The organism is Cellulomonas pasadenensis, assembly GCF_047229365.1.
In the GTDB taxonomy this organism is placed as follows: domain Bacteria; phylum Actinomycetota; class Actinomycetes; order Actinomycetales; family Cellulomonadaceae; genus Cellulomonas.
The window spans coordinates 1-18,120 of record NZ_JBFTEP010000077.1 but is presented as its reverse complement, the minus strand read 5'-3'; the positions used below and the strand labels follow the sequence as shown (position 1 = coordinate 18,120).

The window sequence follows — 18,120 nt, the reverse complement described above, 5'->3', positions numbered from 1 at the left end:
GCCGCGGCGCCCGCACCCGCCGCGGTACCGGCACCCGCCGCACCGGCGCCCGCCGCCGTCGACACCGGCCTGCAGGGCGACGTCACCTTCTCGGTGCCGCCCGGCACCTTCACCGGCGAGGTGTCCGTCGCCCTCGGCACGCCGGTGGCGGGCGCCGTCGTGCGCTACACGACCGACGGCTCCGCGCCGACCGCCTCCTCCGCCGCGTACACCGCGCCGCTGCGCCTGACGCGCAGCACCGAGGTGCGCGCCCAGGCGTTCACGGGCGGCACGCCGGCGGGCGAGGCCGGCACCGCGCAGTACGTCGCGACCGCCGTGACCACCGCGCACGACCTCCCGGTGCTGCTGCTCGACTCCTACGGGCGCGGGCCGGTCGCGGACGACTACCACTCGGTCGCGGCCATGGAGTTCCAGCCCTCCGGCGGCACGACCTCGCTGACCGCGGAGCCGACGCTCGTCGGCCGCGCGGGCTACCGGCTGCGGGGGCAGTCCAGCCGCATGTTCGACAAGAAGCCGTACCGCCTGGAGCTGCGTGACGCGGCCGACGACGACCTCGACCTGCCGTTCTTCGGCATGCCCGCCGAGTCGGACTGGGTACTGCGCGGCCCGTACGCGGACAAGTCGCTGATCCGCGAGGCGCTCGTCCTCGACCTCGGCCGCGAGATGGGCCTCGACGTGCCGCGCTACCGGCTCGTCGAGGTCTACGTGAACGACGACGCCGCCCCCGTCGCGGCGGACGACTACCGCGGCGTGTACCTGCTCCTCGAGACGATCAAGAACCAGAAGAACCGGCTGGACCTGAAGAAGCTGGACGCCGACGACGTCACGGCACCCGCCGTCGAGGGCGGGTACGTCCTCAAGTTCGAGTGGATGGCCACCGAGGGTCCGACGCTGCGCTGCACCGGCGCCGCGGCGACGTGCTGGACCGATCTCGAGGTGCACGACCCGGACGACCTGGTCGCGCAGCAGCAGGCGTACATCACGGGGTACGTCCAGCGGCTGCACGACGTGCTGCACGGGCCGGGCCGGGCCGACCCCGCCACCGGGTACCCGTCGCTCATCGACGTCGGCTCGTTCGTCGACCTCGTGATCGTCAACGAGCTCAGCCGGAACATGGACGCGTACTACCGGAGCCTCTACCTCTACAAGGACCGCGGGGGGTTGCTCACCGCCGGACCGCTGTGGGACTTCGACCTCACGTTCGGCGTCGGCGGGTACTTCGGCAACGAGCAGACGTCCGGCTGGCAGTACCAGCAGACGCGGCAGCCCGTCGCGACGGACTGGTTCTCGATCCTGCTGGCGGACCCGGCGTTCGCGAACCAGGTGCGCGCACGCTGGCAGGAGCTGCGGCGCGGCCCGCTCTCCGACGCGGCGCTGCGCCAGCGCGTCGCCACCCTGTCCGCACAGGTGGAGGACGCCGCCGCGCGCGACGTCCGGCGCTACCCGCGCCTGACCACCCGGATGGTGGGGCCGTTCATCACCTCGACGACGGGCACGTGGCGCGGCCAGGTGCAGGAGGTGCAGGACTGGGCCCTGCGGCGCGCGGCGTGGCTCGACGGGACGCAGGCCTGGGGCGCACCCGCGACGCCCGTGCCGACGCCCACACGGACGCCCGCCCCGACCCCGACGACCACCCCGTCGCCGACGGTCACACCGACCCGGACGCCGACCCCGGCGCCGACCGCGACCGCGACACCGACCGCCGGGCCGACGGCGGTGCCGGGCGGCTGCACGGCGACGTTCCGGGCCGTCTCGCGGTGGCCCGGCGGCTACCAGGGCGAGATCACGGTGACGGCCGGCACGACGGCCCTCGCGGGGTGGACGGTCGGTCTCGCCCTGCCCGCCGGCGCGGCGCTCTCCCAGTCGTGGAACGCCACCGTCACCGGTGCGGGCGGGTCGCTGCAGGCCCGCGACGCCGGGTGGAACGGCGCCCTGCGGCCCGGTGCCACCGCGACGTTCGGCTTCCTCGCCACGACGACGGGCGCCGGTGACGGCTCGCCGACCGTGACCTGCACGCGTCGTTGACGCACCCCGGACGCCGTGCCCGACAGGGGGCGGGCACGGCGTCCGGTGGCCGGGACGGCTTTGGTCCACGAGCCGGACGAGGAGCACCATGGGGCGTGCCCACCGCTCTGCTGCTCGAGAACCTCCACCCCCAGGCCCGCCAGATCCTCGAGGCGGCCGGCTTCGACGTCGTCACCCGCACGGGTGCGCTGGACGAGGCCGAGCTGATCGAGTCCCTCGCCGGCGTGCAGGTGCTCGGCATCCGGTCCAAGACGCAGGTGTCCGCCGACGTGCTCGCGGCCGCCCCGGACCTGGAGGTCGTCGGCGCGTTCTGCATCGGGACCAACCAGATCGACCTGCAGGCGGCCGCCGACCGCGGCGTGGCCGTCTTCAACGCGCCGTTCTCGAACACGCGCTCGGTCGTCGAGATCGCGATCGCCGACATCATCGCGCTCACGCGCCGGCTCACCGTGCTGGACAAGGAGATGCACGCGGGCGTCTGGAACAAGTCCGCGACCGGCGCGCACGAGGTCCGCGGCCGCACCCTCGGCATCGTCGGCTACGGCAACATCGGCACGCAGCTGTCCGTGCTCGCCGAGAACCTCGGCATGTCGGTCGTGTTCTACGACACGGCGGAGAAGCTCGCGCTCGGCAACGCCCGTCGCATGGACACCCTCGACGAGCTGCTCGAGACGGCCGACGTCGTCACGCTGCACGTCGACGGACGCTCGGGCAACGCCGGCATGTTCGGCGCGAAGCAGTTCGCCCGCATGCGCCCCGGCGCGATCTTCCTCAACCTCTCGCGCGGGTTCGTCGTCGACTACGCCGCGCTGAGCGAGGCCGTGCTGTCCGGCCACGTCGTGGGCGCCGCCGTCGACGTGTTCCCCGAGGAGCCCAAGCGCAAGGGCGACCCGTTCGAGTCGGAGCTGCGCGGCCTGCCGAACGTGATCCTCACGCCGCACACGGGCGGCTCCACCGAGGAGGCGCAGGAGGCGATCGGCCAGTTCGTCGCGAACAAGGTCCGGGACCACCTCGCGACCGGCTCGACGAACCTGTCGGTCAACCTGCCGAACCTCGCGCTCGACCAGCGTCCGGACGCGCACCGCATCGCCTACCTGCACCGCAACGTGCCCGGCGTGCTGGCCACCATCAACGCGACCCTCGCGGAGCACGGCGTCAACATCGAGGGCCAGCTGCTCGCCACGCGCGGCGAGCTCGGCTACGTGGTGACCGACGTGAGCACCCTCGTCGAGCCCGCCGTCGTGCAGGCGCTCGCCGGGCGTCCCGAGTCGCTGCGGCTGCGCCTGCTGTCCTGACGCGTCCGCCGTCCGGACGGTCCGGTGCCCTGACGGGTTCGCCGTCCCGCCGGGGCCCGTCGCACGACGAGCGGCGCGTCACCTCCCGAGGGGGCGCCGCGCCGCTCGTCGTCCGGAGCGGGGTCCGGTCGGTCGTCGTCGGGTCAGGCGGACCCGGACTTGCGCTGGAACCGACGCTGCGTCGGGCCGGCGGTCTCCGACCCGTGCACCTGCCCGGTGTTCCGCGTGCCGTCGGCCGTCCGGTGGCCCTGCGTCTTCTTGCGCTCGAGCGCCTCGCGGAACCGGGCCTTCGCCTCGTCGCTGGCCGCGTTCGGCCGGTCGTTCGCCATGGGGCACCTCCGTCGTCCTCGGGAGAGCCCAGGGTGACGGACCGCGGCGGGCGGCACCAGCCCATATGCCGTGGGCTCGGTCTCGCCCGCCGACCGCTCAGCGCGCGGGCTCGTCCGCCGAGGCGTCCTGCGGCGCCGCCGAGCGGCCCTGCTGCTCGCGCTCCGCACGCAGCACCGTGATGGCCGACTCGAAGTCGTCGAGCGAGTCGAACGCCTGGTAGACGCTCGCGAACCGGAGGTAGGCGACCTCGTCCAGCTCGCGCAGCGGCCCGAGGATCGCGAGACCGATCTCGTACGCGTCGATCTCGGCGGACCCGGCCGAGCGGAGCGTCTCCTCGACCTTCTGGGCCAGCAGCGCCAGGTCGTCCTCGCTCACGGGCCGGCCCTGGCACGCCTTGCGGACCCCGTTCGCGATCTTCTCGCGGCTGAACGGCTCGGTGGCGCCGGACCGCTTCACGACCGACAGGCTGGCCGTCTCCACCGTGGTGAACCGCCGGTGGCAGTTCGGGCACTGGCGACGACGGCGGATCGACGAGCCGTCGTCGGACGTGCGCGAGTCGACGACGCGCGAGTCGGTGTGCCGGCAGAACGGACAGTGCACGGGAGACCTCTCGGGAGCGGCGTGCCGCGGCCGCCGAGGCGCCCGTCGACCGGTGGGACGTCGTGACGGTAGGCCGTGCGTGGGCGGGGTCGCAAGCACGTGCCCGGCGGCACCCGGCCCGGACGGGACCGGCGCTACCCGTCAGCCGACGGGGACGACCACCGTCTGCCCCGCCTGCAGCCCGCCGGCCGGCAGCTCGTTGAGCTCCATCAGGCGGAGCACGACGTCGCGCACGTCCTCGCCCGGCGCGGCGACCTCCGCCGCGAGCCCCCAGAGCGTCTGGCCCGGGGCGACGACGACACGCTGCACCTCGGTCGCCGCGCGCGGGCCGTCCGCCTGCGCGGAGACCGCCGCTCCCCCGACGCCGGTGGCGAGCGCGACGGCCAGCCCCCACACCACGGCACGGCCCCGGGCGGTCAGGCGCAGCGGCCCCTCGACCGCCGTACGCCCCGCCGCCGCACGACCCGCCGCCGTACGACCCGCGGCCGTCCGTCCTGCGGCGAGGTGGGTCGTCGCGCGGCCCGTCGTGGACGGGCGCGTCCGTGCCGCCCGTCCGCCGCGCACCGCCGGTCCGATCGTCATCGCGCTCATGTCCCTGACCTCCGTCGCCTCGAGCACCTGGTGTCGAACACCTGTTCGTCGAACGTCTGTACGAGTTCTAGCAGACGCCCCCGACATCCGTCGAGACACGCTCGAACAGATGTTTGATCCGGCACCCGTGCGCCCCTAGGCTGGGGCGCGTCAGGAAGTGCACCACCGACCACCGACACGAGCCGCTGACCAGCACGGACACCGACCCGCACCCCGGGGCCGCGTCCAGGGCCGGGACGCGGGGCAGGTGACGAGGCGGGTGCGCGCGGGACGACCGCGACGCGCCGCAGGGAGCAGGAGGCGCCGTGGGCGTGCAGGGCGGGACCAGGACGGCCGAGGCGGCCGGGCAGGGCGTCGCGGACGCCGGCGCGACCGTCGTCGCGCTCGGGGCGGAGGAGGCGTCGGACGGCCTCACCGCACGGCAGCGCCTCGTCCTCGAGACGATCCGTGCCTCCGTCGAGACGCGCGGCTACCCGCCGAGCATGCGGGAGATCGGCGACGCCGTCGGCCTCACCAGCCCGTCGAGCGTCAAGCACCAGCTCACGGCGCTGGAGCGCAAGGGCTTCCTGCGCCGCGACCCCCACCGCCCCCGGGCCATCGAGGTCGTGCAGCCGGACGACGCCCGTACCGTCGGCACGCTGCCGCCCGCCGGCGGCCTCGACCTGGGCACCGACGCGCCGGAGCGCGACGGCGCACCGGCGCCGTCCTACGTGCCCGTCGTCGGCCGCATCGCGGCGGGCGGGCCGATCCTGGCCGAGCAGGTCGTCGAGGACGTGTTCCCGCTGCCGCGCCAGCTGGTCGGCGAGGGCGACCTGTTCCTGCTGCGCGTCGCCGGCGACTCCATGGTGGACGCGGCGATCTGCGACGGCGACTGGGTGGTCGTGCGCCGCCAGCCCGTCGCGGAGAACGGCGAGATCGTCGCGGCGATGATCGACGGCGAGGCCACCGTCAAGACGCTCAAGCGCGCCGACGGCCACGTCTGGCTGCTGCCGCACAACGCGGCGTACGCGCCCATCCTCGGCGACGAGGCGACCGTCCTCGGACGCGTCGTCAGCGTGCTGCGCAGCCTCTGACCGCCCGGCGCACCCACGGGTCCCGCGCGTCCCGCCCGCCGCACGCGCCCCTCCCGGGAGCGCGTGCGGCGGCGGGCGTCAGAACCCGAAGCGGCGGGCGACCGACCGGACGGCCTCGGCCGACCGGCGCAGCCCCAGCAGCTCGTCGGACGACATGGGCACCTCGAGCCGCTCGGCGACCCCCGACGACCCGACCACGGTCGGCACGCTGAGGCACACGTCCGAGATGCCGAGGTACCCGTCGAGCAGGGACGACACGGGCAAGATGCGGCGCTCGTCCTTGAGGACGGCCTCGATGATGCGGGACCCGGCCAGCGCGATCGCGTAGTTGGTGGCGCCCTTGCCTTCGATGATCCGGTAGGCCGACTCGACGACCTCGCGCGCGATGGACTCGCGGACCTCGCTCGTGAGGGGGCCGTGCCCGCCGACGCCCGGCCACTCGAGCAGCGGCACGGCGCCGATCGACGCGGAGCTCCACAGCGGCAGCTCGGTGTCGCCGTGCTCGCCCGCGACGTACGCGTGCACGTTCTGCACCGCCACCCCGGTGTGCCGCGCGATGAGGTACCGCAGGCGCGAGGAGTCCAGGACGGTGCCGGAGCCGAACAGCTGCGCCGGCGGCAGGCCGGAGATCTGCAGCGCGGCGTACGTGACCACGTCGACGGGGTTCGTCACCATCACGTACACGGCGTTCGGCGCGACCTCGACGATGCCGGGCAGCACCGTCCGCACGAGCGAGATCGTCGCCTCCGCCAGGTCCAGGCGGGACTGCCCCGGCCGCTGCTTCGCACCCGCGGTGAAGACGACGACGTCGCAGTCGGCGAGCACGGACACGTCGTCCGAGCCGACGACCTCGGCCATCGACATGAACTGGATCCCGTGGCTGAGGTCGAGCACCTCCGCCTCGACCTTCTGCCGGTTGACGTCGAGGAGCGCGACGGTCCGCGCGGCACCGCGCATCAGCGCCGCGTACGCCATCGTGGACCCGACGGCGCCGGCGCCGACGATGCCGACCTTCGAGGTGCGGCGCTGCGGCGTCGGCACGGTCAGCGCGGTGTCGTCTCCCTCGATGTCCTGCGTCATGGCGTTCGTTCCCCTCGTCACGGGCTCCGCTGCACGGGACGCGCCCGCCCGGGCGGCACGTCCCCCGGCGAGGCTAGCCCGCCGCCGACAGGCGTCGCAGCGCGGCGACGACGAGGTCGCGGTCCGTCGTGCGCCAGAACGGCGGCATGGAGCGGCGCAGGAACTCGCCGTACCGCGCGGTCTCCAGGCGCGGGTCGAGCACCGCGACCACGCCGCGGTCCTCCCCCGAGCGGACGAGGCGCCCGGCCCCCTGCGCGAGCAGCAGCGCCGCGTGCGTCGCGGACACCGCCATGAACCCGTTGCCGCCCGCCGCGGCGACGGCGTCGGACCGCGCGGACCTGACCGGGTCGTCGGGTCGCGGGAAGGGGATCCGGTCGATGACGACGAGCCGGCACGCCGGCCCCGGCACGTCGACGCCCTGCCACAGCGAGAGGGTCCCGAACAGGCAGGTCGGCTCGTCGGCGGCGAACTGCGCGACGAGCGTCGGCAGCTGGTCGTCGCCCTGCAGCAGCACGGGGACGTCGAGCCGCTCGCGCATCGCCTCGGCGGCGACCTGCGCCGCGCGGCGGGACGTGAAGAGCCCGAGCGTGCGCCCGCCGGCGGCCTCCACGAGCGTCGCGATCTCGTCGAGCTGCGCGTCGGTCGCCGGCTCCCGGCCGGGCGTGGGCAGCCGGCGCGCGACGTAGCAGATGCCCTGCCGCGGGTAGTCGAACGGGCTGCCGACGTCGAGCCCGCGCCAGCGGCCGGCGTCCACGCGCTCGGCGCGGCCCGCGCGCTCCGTCCCGGGCAGCACGTCGGGCGCGCCCGCGGTCGCCGTGCCGGAGCCGGCGGCCGTGGCCGACGCGGCCACCGGGAGCGACGGCGGGCCGGCCGGCGCGGCGTCGGGGCGGCTCGCGAGGCCGAGCGCGCGCGCCACGGGGTCGAAGGAGCCGCCGAGCGCGAGCGTCGCCGACGTCAGCACGCCGGTCCGCCCCGCGAGCAGCTGGGTCCGCACGAGCCCGTCGACGGCGAGCGGCGCGGCGTGCAGCCGCGTGGTGACCTGCCCGCGCCGGTCCTCCCCGCGGGCGCACCAGAGCACCGTGTGCCGCAGGTCCTCCGGGTCGGCGGCCATCCGCTCGGCCGTCTCGAACAGCGCGAGCATCGCGGCGTTGGCCATCTTGACGCCCCCCTCGGCGCCGTCGCGCCCCTTGGTGGACGCGTCCGGCTTGAGGACGGTGAGGAGCGTGCGGGCGGCGTCGCGCACCGCCGCGACGGCGAGCCGGGCCGCCTCCGGCAGGCCGTCCCGGAACCGGCCCTCCGGCAGCGGGACGACCACGCTCGCCAGGTGCTGGGACGCCGTGTCGAGGTCCGTGGTCGGGACGCCGCCGTGCCGGCGTGCCAGGCGCGCGGCGTGCTCGATGGTCGCCACCGACAGCTCGGCCGTCGCCTGCGCCGTCACGCGGTCGGTGAGCTCGTGGGCCTCGTCCACGACGAGGACGTCGTGCTCGGGCAGCACGTGGGGCGAGCCGGTCGCCGCGATGCCGAGCATCGCGTGGTTCGTGACGACGACGTCGGCCTCGCGCGCGCGGGCCCGCGCCGCGTCGGGGAAGCACTCCTCGAGCACCGGGCACGACGAGCCCAGACACTCCATGGCGGTCACGGAGACCTGCCGCCACGCCCGGTCCGCGACGCCGGGCACGAGGTCGTCGCGGTCGCCGGTGTCGGTCGCCTGCGCCCACTCGCGGACGCGCACGACCTGCTCGCCGAGCGTCTCGCGCTCCCCCGCGTCGGCGACCGGTGCCGGGTGGTCGGCGGCCCCGGGACGCTCCGGCACGTCGAACAGCGCGCCCTGGTCGTCCTCCGGGTAGCCGCCCGCGACCTTGTGCACGCACAGGTAGTTGTGCCAGCCCTTGAGCAGCGCGATGTCCGCCGGCCGCGGCAGGCGGCCCGCGAGCGCGCGCGTGACGAGCGGCAGGTCGCGCGTCATGACCTGCCGCTGCAGCGCGAGCGTCGCCGTCGAGACGACGACCCGCTCGTCCTCCGACACCGCGTGCCGGACCGCGGGCACGAGGTACCCGAGCGACTTGCCGGTGCCGGTGCCCGCCTGGACGAGCAGGTGCTCCCCGCCCGCGAGCGCGTCGGCGACGGCGTGCGCCATGGTGCGCTGCCCCTCGCGCCGCCCGCCGCCGAGCGCGCCGACCGCGAGGTCGAGCAGCTCGTCGACGGCCGCGTGCGCGGACGACGCCCGCCCCGTGACGTCCGCCGCGGGGCCGCCGGCCCCGGGGACGTCCGCCGCCGCGGGGGTCGGGTCGGTCGTCCGGGCCTGGTGCACCGCGTCAGCGTAGTCGCGACCGCCGACGCGCCTCGGCCGTCATCCCCCGGTGCTGGGGACCGCGCCCGTCGGCAGGTGCCGGGACCACCAGTCGAGCAGGTGCTCGAACCGGGCGACCCGGTGCCGCGGCCGCCCCGACCGCGTGAGCTCGTGCCCCTCGCCGGGGAAGAGCAGCAGCTCCGCCTCGACGCCGCGGCGCCGCAGCTCGACGAACCACCGCTGGCCCTGCTCGACCGGGCAGCGCCAGTCCTGCTCCGAGTGGATGACCAGCGTGGGCGTGCGCACGCGCCCGACGTGCGCCATGGGCGACTGCGCCGCGACGGCGGCGAGCCCCTCGCTGGTCGCGTGGTCGCCGACGTACTCGAGCCCGAACCACCAGCCGATGTCGGCCGACCCCGTGAAGCTCACGGGGTCGAGGAAGCCGCGCTCCACGACCGCCGCCGCGAACCGGTCGGTGCGGGTCGTCAGCCACGCGGTCAGGTAGCCGCCGTACGAGCCGCCGAGCACGCCGACGCGCTCGCCGTCGAGCTCCTGCGGGTGCTGCGCCACGGCGGCGTCCAGCAGCGCGAGGACGTCGTCGGTGTCGACGGTGCCGAACGCGTGCCGGATGGCGCGCCCGTGCGCGCGCCCGAACCCGGCGGAGCCGCGCGGGTTGCCCAGGACGACGGCGTACCCCGCGCCGGCCAGCACCTGCGCCTCGTCGAACAGCGCGTGCGTGTACTGGGCGAACGGGCCGCCGTGGATCATCAGCAGCGTCGGGTGCGGCCCGGCGCCCCACCGCTCCGGGTCCGGCGTGACGACCCACCCGTGCACCGCGTACCCGTCCGGCGACGTCGCGGCGAGGTCGACGGGCCGGCGCACCCGTCCGGTGGCGCGCAGGGGCGCCGACCAGTCGGCGAGGGTGGCGGCGTCGCCCGTCGTGACGTCGACGCGGAGCAGGGCGCCCGCCGTCACGGGGTGCGCGGCCGCGACCACCGCCGCGCCGCCGGCGGGCCGGGCGTCGGCGTTCAGCACGACGTGGGGGGCGTCGAGCAGCGTCCGCGGCGCGGCACCGTCCGCGCCGACGTGCGCGAGCGTGACGGCGCCCCGCTCCTCGACCGCGACGAGGGCGCCGTCCGCGAGCGGCACGAGGACGCCGTCGGACAGGTCGACCGTCTCGGGGTCGGTCAGCCGCTCCGGGACGCCCGCGGCACGTGTGGCGGCCCCGGTGCCGGTCAGCGGCAGCCGGAAGAGCCCCGTGAGCGCGGCGACCGTGTCGTGACCGTCGGGTCCGAGGTCGCGGGCCTGGAGCCACAGCGCCGTCCCGTCCGGGGCCGGGCGCACGGTCCCGACCTGGAGCGGGCTCCCGGCGTCGGCGTCCGTGAGGGCCGGCAGCGCCGCGGCGTCCGTGCCGCGCTCGTCCGCGCGCACCAGCACGACGTCGCGCCGCACGTCCCGCTCCCGGTCCGCGTGGCGGGCGCACGTCGCGACCAGCGCCGCGCCGTCGGGCAGCCAGGCGGGGTCGGTGACGTCCCACGCGCCCGACGTGAGCGCGGTCGGCTCGGGCAGCGCGTCGCCCGCGCCCGGGTCGGCGGGCAGGGTCAGCACGTGGACGTGCTGCGGGCGGTCGTGCACGAACCCGACGCCGTCCGCGCGGTACCGGAACGACGTCACGTGCCGGGGCGGCTCGGCCGACGGGTCGGCGCCGGCGACGTAGCGCCCCTCCTCGGGCACGCGCGCCAGGTACGCCAGCCGCGTGCCGTCCGGCGAGAACCGCAGGTGCGCGACGCCGAGCGGGGCGTCCGTGAGACGGACGGGCTCGCCGCCGCCCGCAGCCACGAGGTGGGCCTGCGCGGGGCCGCCGGTGAGCGGCGCGCGGCAGAACGCGACCCACCGCCCGTCGGGCGACACCTGCGGGGCGGTGTCGCGGTGCCCGTGGGTGAGGCGGCGCGCACGCCCGGTGCCGGGCTCGTGCACGCCGAGGTCGGTGGTCACGTCCGCCGCGGGGTCGGCCACCGGCACGAGCCACAGCTCGCCGCGGTACGCGTCGAGCGCCGTGTCGGGGCCGACGACGGCGACGACGGCGGCCGAGCCGTCGGGCAGCAGGGCGGGCGCGCCGGGGGCACGCAGGAGGTCCAGGTCGGCGGGGATCACCTTCGCACCCTAGGCATGCTCCCCCCGCACGCGCAGGACCCGGCACGCCGGGCCGGTGGGCCCCGCGCACCGGGTCCGGTGCTGGTGCGTCGTGCGGTCGCTCAGGCGCGGCGGACGGCGACCCGCTCGAGCTCGGCGGCGAGGTCCGCGTCGACGCGCGCCCGCAGCGCCGTGCCGTCGGGCGTGTGCTCCTCGTGGTCGATGTCGCCGTGCTCGTGGACGCGGCTGACCAGGTCGCCGCGGTCGTACGGCACCACCACGTCGACGCTCACGCCCGGTCGCGGCAGCTGGTCGGCGATGAGCTCCTGCAGCTCCGCGACGCCCTCACCGGTGTGCGCCGAGACGACGACGGAGTGCACCTCGCGCGACCGCAGCCGCGCGACCACCTCCGGCGCGGCCAGGTCGGCCTTGTTGAGCACGACGATCTCCGGCACGTCCATCGCCCCCGGGATGTCGGCGAACACGTGCCGCACCGCGGCGAGCTGCCCCTCCGGGTCGGGGTGCGACGCGTCCACGACGTGCAGGATCAGGTCGGCGTCCGCGACCTCCTCCAGCGTGGAGCGGAACGCCTCGACGAGCTGGTGCGGCAGCTGCCGCACGAAGCCGACGGTGTCCGCGAGCGTGTACACGCGGCCGTCCGACGTCTCGGCCCGGCGGACCGTGGGGTCCAGCGTCGCGAACAGGGCGTTCTCGACGAGGACGCCCGCGTTCGTGAGGCGGTTGAGCAGCGACGACTTGCCGGCGTTGGTGTAGCCGGCGATCGCCACCGACGGGATCGCGTTGCGCTTGCGCGAGGCCCGCTTGGTCTCGCGGGCCGGCGCCATCGCGGCGATCTCGCGGCGCAGCTTCGCCATCCGGTTGCGGATGCGCCGCCGGTCGAGCTCGATCTTCGTCTCACCGGGGCCGCGGGACCCCATGCCCGCGCCGGCGCCGCCGACCTGACCACCGGCCTGCCGGCTCATCGACTCGCCCCAGCCGCGCAGGCGCGGCAGGAGGTACTCGAGCTGGGCGAGCTCGACCTGCGCCTTGCCCTCCTTCGACTTCGCGTGCTGCGCGAAGATGTCGAGGATGAGCGCGGTCCGGTCGACGACCTTGACCCGGACGACGTCCTCGAGCGCGCGCCGCTGGGAGGGTGCGAGCTCGCCGTCGACCACGACGGTGTCGGCGCCGACGGCCGCGACGACGGTCGCGAGCTCGGCCGCCTTGCCGGAGCCCAGGAAGGTGCCGGGGTCGGGGCTGCGCCGCCGCTGCAGGAGCCCGTCGAGCACCTGCGAGCCGGCCGTCTCGGCCAGCGCCGCGAGCTCGCGCAGGGAGATCTCGGCCTCCTCGGCCGTGCCCGCGCCCCACAGGCCCACGAGCACGACGCGCTCCAGGCGCAGCTGCCGGTACTCGACCTCGGTGACGTCCTCGAGCTCGGTCGAGAGACCGGAGACGCGGCGCAGCGAGGTGCGCTCCTCCAGGTCGAGCTGGTCGCCGTCGTACGCCGTGTGCGTCGTGCCGCCGGACTGCAGGGCGGTCCCGGCCCGGGCCAGCACACGAGCGACGACGTCGTCGGCCACCTCCTGGGCGCTGCGCACCGGCGCCTGCGGCGCCTCGGGGGTGGTGTGCTGTCGGTCGTCCACGCGTGTCCTCTCGTCCACCTACAAGATGACCAGCGTCGCACCGCGGCACCACCCGGGCGAGGTTTTTCGCTGCGGGCGCAGCCGTGGCGGGCCGTTAGGGTCGGCGGGTGCACAGCGGGGACGGGCCGGACGGGGACAGCACCGGCAGGGACAGCACCGGCGGGGACCACTACTTCACGGCGCGCCCGGCGTCGGCGGACGAGCGCCGGTCCGTGCGCGTCCGGATCGCCGACCGCGACGTCACGGTCGAGACGGCGGGCGGCGTCTTCTCCCCCGACCACGTCGACCTCGGCACGCAGGTGCTGCTCCGCACCGTGCCGGCACCGCCCGCCACGGGCGACCTGCTCGACCTCGGCTGCGGCTGGGGCCCCGTCGCGCTCACGCTCGCCCTGTCGTCGCCGCGGGCCCGCGTGTGGGCCGTCGACGTCAACGAGCGCGCCCTCGACCTGGTGCGGCGCAACGCCGAGCGACTCGGTGCCGCGAACGTCGTGGCCGCGCGTCCCGAGGACGTGCCGCCGGACGTCCGGTTCGCCACGCTGTGGTCGAACCCGCCCGTGCGCATCGGCAAGGCGGCGCTGCACGACCTGCTCACGGCGTGGCTGCCGCGCGTGGCCACGGACGGCGACGCCTGGCTGGTCGTCGGCCGCAACCTCGGCGCCGACCCCCTGCACCGGTGGCTCGTCGGCGACGCGCCCGACGGCGCGGGCCTCGGCGTCACGGTCGACCGCGTCGCGAGCGCGAAGGGCTTCCGGGTGCTGCGGGTGACGTCGTGCGGGTGACGCCGTGACCGTGCCGACGCCGCAGGTCGAGGCGTTGTGGCGGGCGCGCCGCACCACCACCGCGGCGCTCGTCACGCTCGTCGTGCTCGTGGCGTTCGAGTCGTTCGCCGTGACGACGGTGATGCCCGGCGTCGCCGACGTCCTCGACGGGCACGCGCTGTACGCGTTCGCGTTCGCGGGCCCGCTCGCCACCGGCGTCGTCGGCATGGTCGTCGCCGGCACCTGGTCCGACCGCTCCGGGCCGTTCCGGCCGTTCCTCACGGGCACCGCCCTCTTCGTCGCGGGGCTGGTCGTCGCCGGGTTCGCGACGTCGATGCCCGTGCTCGTCGCCGGGCGGCTGGCGCAGGGGCTCGGCGGCGGTGCCGTCAACGTGACGTTGCTGGTCACGCTCGCGCGGGCCTACCCGCCGGCGCTGCACCCGCGCGCGTTCGCGTGGTTCTCGGCCGCGTGGGTGCTGCCCTCGCTCGTGGGTCCCACGGTCGCGGGGGTCGTGGCGCAGGCCGCCGGATGGCGCTGGGTGTTCCTCGGCGTCGCGCTGCTGGTCGTGCCGACGAGCCTGCCGCTGCTGCGCACGCTGCGGCCGCTGGGGACGCCGGACGGCGGCGCGGGGGTGCGCACGGACGGGCGGCGACGCGTCGGCCTGGCGGTGCTCGTCGCCGGCGCGGTGCTGGCCCTCAACCTCGCCGTCGAGCTGCCGGCGGCGCCGTCGGCCGCGCTCGCCGCCGCCGCGGGTGCCGCCGCGCTCGTCGCCGTGCGCCCCCTCCTGCCCGCGGGCGCGCTCGCCGCGCGGACGGGGCTGCCGTCCGTCATAGCGACGCGCGCCCTCGTGTCCGGCGCGTTCTTCGGCGCCCAGGCGTACGTGCCGTACCTGCTCGCGCAGCGCGACGGCTGGGGTCCCGCCGCGAGCGGGCTCGCGCTCACCACGGCCGCGCTCGCGTGGTCCGGCATGTCGGCCGTGCAGGGGCGTCTCGGCCACCGGCTCACCAGCCGCGGCACCGTGCGCGTCGGCACCGTCCTCGTCGCCGTCGGGGTGGTCGGCGCGTTCGTGACCGCCGCCGCGGACCTGCCGCCGGCCGTCCTCGTGGCCACGTGGACGTCCGCCGGTGCCGGCATGGGTCTGGCGTCGTCGCGGCTGAACGTGCTCGTGCTCGGCTACTCGGCGCCGGGCTCGCAGGGGACCAACAGCTCGGCGATGTCGATCAGCGACGCGGTCGGCTCCGCCATGACGCTCGCCGTGACCGGCGTCCTCTTCGCGCTCGTCGCCGGCACGGGCGGCGCGGACGGGCACGGCACCGGTGCCGCGGACGAGGTGGTCGGCGTCGGCGGGTTCGTCGCCGCGTTCGCGCTCGCGGCGACCCTCGCGGTCGCGTCGGCGCTGACCGCGCCGCGCGTCGGCACTCCGCCGAGCGAGACGGCGGGGCACGCCCCGGACCAGGTGGACGCCGGGGACGCGGACCCTGCGGCGGACGCGCCCGCGGGACGTCAGGCGTCGACGGGCAGCGCGGACGCGACGGCCGCGAGCACCTGAGCCGTCGTCGGCACGCCGTCCGCGCGCCGCACCACGCGGCCGGCGGCGTCGAGCACGGCGACGGTCGGCGTGCTCGACACGGCCAGCCGGTCCGCGAGCGCGGGCGCGTCGGCGACGTCCCGCTCGACGTGGACGACGCCCGGCACGGTCCGCGCCACCGCGGCGAGCACGCGTCGCGTCGCGCGGCAGGGGGCGCAGAACGCGGTCGAGACCTGCAGCAGCGTCGCGCGCTCGCCGAACGGCGCCCCGACCTCGTCCGGCGTGAGCACGTCGCCCGGGCCGCCGGGGACCACGGTCCCGTCCCGCCCGTGCGCCGCGTCGGCGCTCACGCGAGCAGCGCCGCCAGGTCGACGGACGCCTCGGCGACGAGGACGGCGGGCCCCGCGAGCTCCGCCCGCGGCGCGTCGGCGCCGGGCGTGACCGTGACGCGGACCGTGCCGCCGGGCACCTCCACGAACCAGACGTCGGGTGCGCCCGCGCCGCCGTAGGCGCGGACGGCGGCCGCCGCGGCGACGGCGCCCGTGCCGCACGACTGCGTCTCGCCGACGCCGCGCTCGTGCACGCGCATGCGGACCCGGCCCGCGGTCGTGCCGTCGGCCAGCACCTGCTCGCCGAGCGGGACGACGAGCTCGACGTTCGTGCCGTCGGCCGGCACCGGCGTGACGACGGGTGCGCGCGTGAGGTCGGCGCGGACGAGGTCCGCGTCGGCGGCGAGGACGACCACGGTGTGGGGGTTGCCGACGTCGACGCCCAGGCCGGGTCGCGTCACCTCGAGGCCCGCCACCTCGACCTCCGCGTCACCGCCGCCGGCCGGCGCCGGGGCGCCGCCGGTGATCGTCACGGGCCCCATGTCCACCGCGAACCACGCGTCGTCGCCGACGCCGACCGGCACGTCGACCGCCCGCACGGTGCGCACGCCGGCGCGCGTGCCGACCGCGAGGTCGCCCGTGCCCGGCCGCCACAGCCCGAGCCGCTCGAGGTACCGCGCGAACACGCGCACGCCGTTGCCGCACATCTGCGCGACCGAGCCGTCGGCGTTCCGGTAGTCCATGAACCAGGCGGTCGTCCGCGTGGTCGCCGGCGCGTCGGGCACGTGCGTCGTCGCGACGAGCCGGATGAGCCCGTCGCCGCCGAGGCCGCCCCGACGGTCGCAGAGCCGGCGCACGAGCTCGGCGGTGACGTCGAGGTCGCCGTCGCGGTCGTCCACGAGCACGAAGTCGTTGCGCGTGCCGTGGCCCTTGGTGACGTCGACGCGGCCGAGGCCGGTGGACGTGGGTGCCGGAGCGGGGACGGGCAGCGTCATGAGCCCAGCGTACGGCGGGTCGACGGGGCGTCGGCGGCCGGCGCGAGCGTCCCGGCGTCCGCGCGGCCGACGAGCGCGACGGCGCGCTCGACGAGCGCCGGGTCCTGCGCGTCGAGCCAGTGCACCCGCGGGTCGCGGCCGAACCACCCCATCTGCTTGCGGGCGAGCCGCCGGGTCGCGGCGGTCGTCTCGGCACGCGCCGCCGCGTCGTCGAGCTCGCCGCGCAGCTGCGCGGCGGCCTGGGCGTAGCCGACCGCGCGTGCCGCCGTGCGCCCGAGGCCGTGCGTCAGCAGGCGCTCCACCTCGGTGAGCATCCCGCCGTCCCACATCCGGTCGACGCGCCCGGCGACGCGGGCGTCGAGCGTCGGGCGGTCGCAGTCGAGCCCGACCTGCACCGCCGGCACGGCGTACTCGTGCCGCGGCAGCGACGCCGAGTACGGGCGCCCCGTGAGCGCGATGACCTCGAGCGCGCGGACCACCCGGCGCGCGTTGCGGGGGCCGATCCCCGCGGCGGCGACCGGGTCCGCGGCGGCGAGCTCGTCGTGCAGCGCCCGTGCACCCTCCGCCCCGACGCGCGCCTCGAGGGCTGCCCGGACGTCGGGGTCCGTGCCGGGGAACTCGAGGTGGTCGAGCAGCGCGCGCACGTACAGCCCCGACCCGCCCACCACGACCGGCCGGACGCCGCGCGCGCGCAGGTCGGCGACGACCGCGCGGGCCTGCTCCTGGTAGTCCGCGACGGAGGCCTCCTCGCGCGGGTCGAGCACGTCGAGCAGGTGGTGCGGCACGCCGCGGCGCTCGGCGACGGGCACCTTCGCCGTGCCGACGTCCATGCCGCGGTACAGCTGGAGCGCGTCGGCGTTGACGACCTCCCCGCCGAGCGCCTCCGCCAGCGCCAGCCCCAGGTCGGACTTGCCCGTGGCGGTCGGGCCGACGACCGCCACGACGAGGCTCACGCGTCCTCCCCCGCCGCCACGCGCCAGCAGGCCGCGCCGTGTGCGGCGCCGTACCGCACGTCGGCGTGGGCCCCGCCGTCGACCCGTGGCACGCCGCCGGACGCGTCGAGCGCGCCGACGAGCACCTGCCACGGCCCCCAGCCGCTCACCGCGAGCTCCTGCGCGTGCGCCGGGTCGAGGTCGGCCAGGACGTCGCGCGCGCCGCGACCGGCGCCGGTGAGCGCGGACGCCAGGGCCGCGTCGAGCGGGCCGGCCGCCGGGTCGTCGGCGAGGGGCGCGTCCGGTCCGTGCCGTGCCGAGCCGGAACCGACGACGACGAGCGCCGTCGGCCCGTGCGCGCACAGGCGCGCGCCGGTGGCGCGGAGCGCGGCCGCGTCGCGCGACGCCACCTCGACGACGTGGACCGCGTCGGCGCCCGCCCGCAGGGCGAGCCGTGCGCCGACCGACGCCCGCCCCACTCACTAATAAACAACACCCAACCCACCACACACAAAAAC

The 18,120-nt window shown here is 76.7% G+C and carries 16 protein-coding genes; 5 read left to right on the top strand and 11 right to left on the bottom strand.

Features of this window, described 5'->3' with window-relative positions:
* A partial coding sequence (locus AB6N23_RS11820) for a CotH kinase family protein (protein WP_412866253.1) occupies nucleotides 1-2,025 on the top strand: 2,025 nt, incomplete at its 5' end.
* A gap of 95 nt (nucleotides 2,026-2,120) precedes the next feature.
* Nucleotides 2,121-3,320 carry a phosphoglycerate dehydrogenase gene (gene serA / locus AB6N23_RS11815; protein WP_412866252.1) on the top strand — a complete coding sequence of 400 codons (1,200 nt, stop codon included), beginning with the start codon at nucleotides 2,121-2,123 and terminating at the stop codon, nucleotides 3,318-3,320.
* Between the two features lie 143 nt (nucleotides 3,321-3,463).
* On the opposite strand, the gene AB6N23_RS11810 is transcribed toward serA, so the two are convergent.
* From AB6N23_RS11810 to AB6N23_RS11800, 3 genes are all read right to left on the bottom strand, one after another.
* Nucleotides 3,464-3,649 (bottom strand): DUF5302 domain-containing protein, encoded by a 186-nt coding sequence (locus tag AB6N23_RS11810; RefSeq protein WP_378209148.1) that lies wholly within the window; start codon nucleotides 3,647-3,649, stop codon nucleotides 3,464-3,466.
* A gap of 97 nt (nucleotides 3,650-3,746) precedes the next feature.
* Nucleotides 3,747-4,250: a transcriptional regulator NrdR gene (nrdR, locus tag AB6N23_RS11805; RefSeq protein WP_378209151.1), complete on the bottom strand. Its 504-nt coding sequence runs from the start codon at nucleotides 4,248-4,250 to the stop codon at nucleotides 3,747-3,749.
* Between the two features lie 141 nt (nucleotides 4,251-4,391).
* Nucleotides 4,392-4,841: a LysM peptidoglycan-binding domain-containing protein gene (locus AB6N23_RS11800; protein ID WP_412866251.1), complete on the bottom strand. Its 450-nt coding sequence runs from the start codon at nucleotides 4,839-4,841 to the stop codon at nucleotides 4,392-4,394.
* 305 nt (nucleotides 4,842-5,146) lie between these two features.
* On the opposite strand from AB6N23_RS11800, the gene lexA reads away from it, so the two are divergent.
* Nucleotides 5,147-5,914: a transcriptional repressor LexA gene (gene lexA, locus AB6N23_RS11795; RefSeq protein WP_412866250.1), complete on the top strand. Its 768-nt coding sequence runs from the start codon at nucleotides 5,147-5,149 to the stop codon at nucleotides 5,912-5,914.
* A 78-nt stretch (nucleotides 5,915-5,992) separates the two neighbouring features.
* On the opposite strand, the gene AB6N23_RS11790 is transcribed toward lexA, so the two are convergent.
* The 4 genes from AB6N23_RS11790 to hflX form a co-directional block, all read right to left on the bottom strand.
* A complete protein-coding gene (locus AB6N23_RS11790; protein WP_378205495.1) occupies nucleotides 5,993-6,994 on the bottom strand; it encodes an L-lactate dehydrogenase in 1,002 nt (333 codons plus the stop codon).
* A gap of 73 nt (nucleotides 6,995-7,067) precedes the next feature.
* Nucleotides 7,068-9,305, bottom strand: a complete 2,238-nt coding sequence (locus tag AB6N23_RS11785; RefSeq protein WP_412866249.1) for an ATP-dependent DNA helicase — start codon at nucleotides 9,303-9,305, stop codon at nucleotides 7,068-7,070.
* A 39-nt stretch (nucleotides 9,306-9,344) separates the two neighbouring features.
* A complete protein-coding gene (locus AB6N23_RS11780; RefSeq protein ID WP_412866248.1) occupies nucleotides 9,345-11,438 on the bottom strand; it encodes a S9 family peptidase in 2,094 nt (697 codons plus the stop codon).
* 101 nt (nucleotides 11,439-11,539) lie between these two features.
* A complete protein-coding gene (hflX, locus tag AB6N23_RS11775; RefSeq protein ID WP_412866247.1) occupies nucleotides 11,540-13,060 on the bottom strand; it encodes a GTPase HflX in 1,521 nt (506 codons plus the stop codon).
* Nucleotides 13,061-13,167: 107 nt separating this feature from the next.
* Here hflX and AB6N23_RS11770 point away from each other — a divergent pair, with 107 nt between their 5' ends.
* Both AB6N23_RS11770 and AB6N23_RS11765 read left to right on the top strand, forming a co-directional pair.
* Nucleotides 13,168-13,839: a class I SAM-dependent methyltransferase gene (locus tag AB6N23_RS11770; RefSeq protein ID WP_412866246.1), complete on the top strand. Its 672-nt coding sequence runs from the start codon at nucleotides 13,168-13,170 to the stop codon at nucleotides 13,837-13,839.
* Nucleotides 13,840-13,843: 4 nt separating this feature from the next.
* The gene (locus tag AB6N23_RS11765) at nucleotides 13,844-15,367 is read left to right on the top strand and encodes an MFS transporter (RefSeq protein WP_412866245.1); all 1,524 of its coding nucleotides are present in this window, start codon (nucleotides 13,844-13,846) and stop codon (nucleotides 15,365-15,367) included.
* On the opposite strand, the gene AB6N23_RS11760 is transcribed toward AB6N23_RS11765, so the two are convergent.
* From AB6N23_RS11760 to AB6N23_RS11745, 4 genes are read right to left on the bottom strand one after another with little or no spacing between them, the layout of a single operon-like run.
* Nucleotides 15,322-15,696, bottom strand: a complete 375-nt coding sequence (locus AB6N23_RS11760; RefSeq protein ID WP_412866244.1) for a TlpA family protein disulfide reductase — start codon at nucleotides 15,694-15,696, stop codon at nucleotides 15,322-15,324. The two genes, AB6N23_RS11765 and AB6N23_RS11760, sit on opposite strands and share 46 nt — an antisense overlap.
* Complete coding sequence (gene dapF, locus AB6N23_RS11755) at nucleotides 15,693-16,670, bottom strand: diaminopimelate epimerase (protein ID WP_412866243.1); 978 nt, start codon at nucleotides 16,668-16,670, stop codon at nucleotides 15,693-15,695. The genes AB6N23_RS11760 and dapF overlap by 4 nt, the downstream gene beginning before the upstream one ends.
* Nucleotides 16,667-17,623, bottom strand: coding sequence for a tRNA (adenosine(37)-N6)-dimethylallyltransferase MiaA (gene miaA, locus AB6N23_RS11750; RefSeq protein ID WP_412866242.1), 957 nt, complete (start codon nucleotides 17,621-17,623; stop codon nucleotides 16,667-16,669). Before miaA ends, dapF begins: the two co-directional genes overlap by 4 nt.
* The gene (locus tag AB6N23_RS11745) at nucleotides 17,620-18,081 is read right to left on the bottom strand and encodes a class III extradiol ring-cleavage dioxygenase family protein (protein WP_412866241.1); all 462 of its coding nucleotides are present in this window, start codon (nucleotides 18,079-18,081) and stop codon (nucleotides 17,620-17,622) included. The genes miaA and AB6N23_RS11745 overlap by 4 nt, the downstream gene beginning before the upstream one ends.
* Nucleotides 18,082-18,120: the final 39 nt, after the last annotated feature.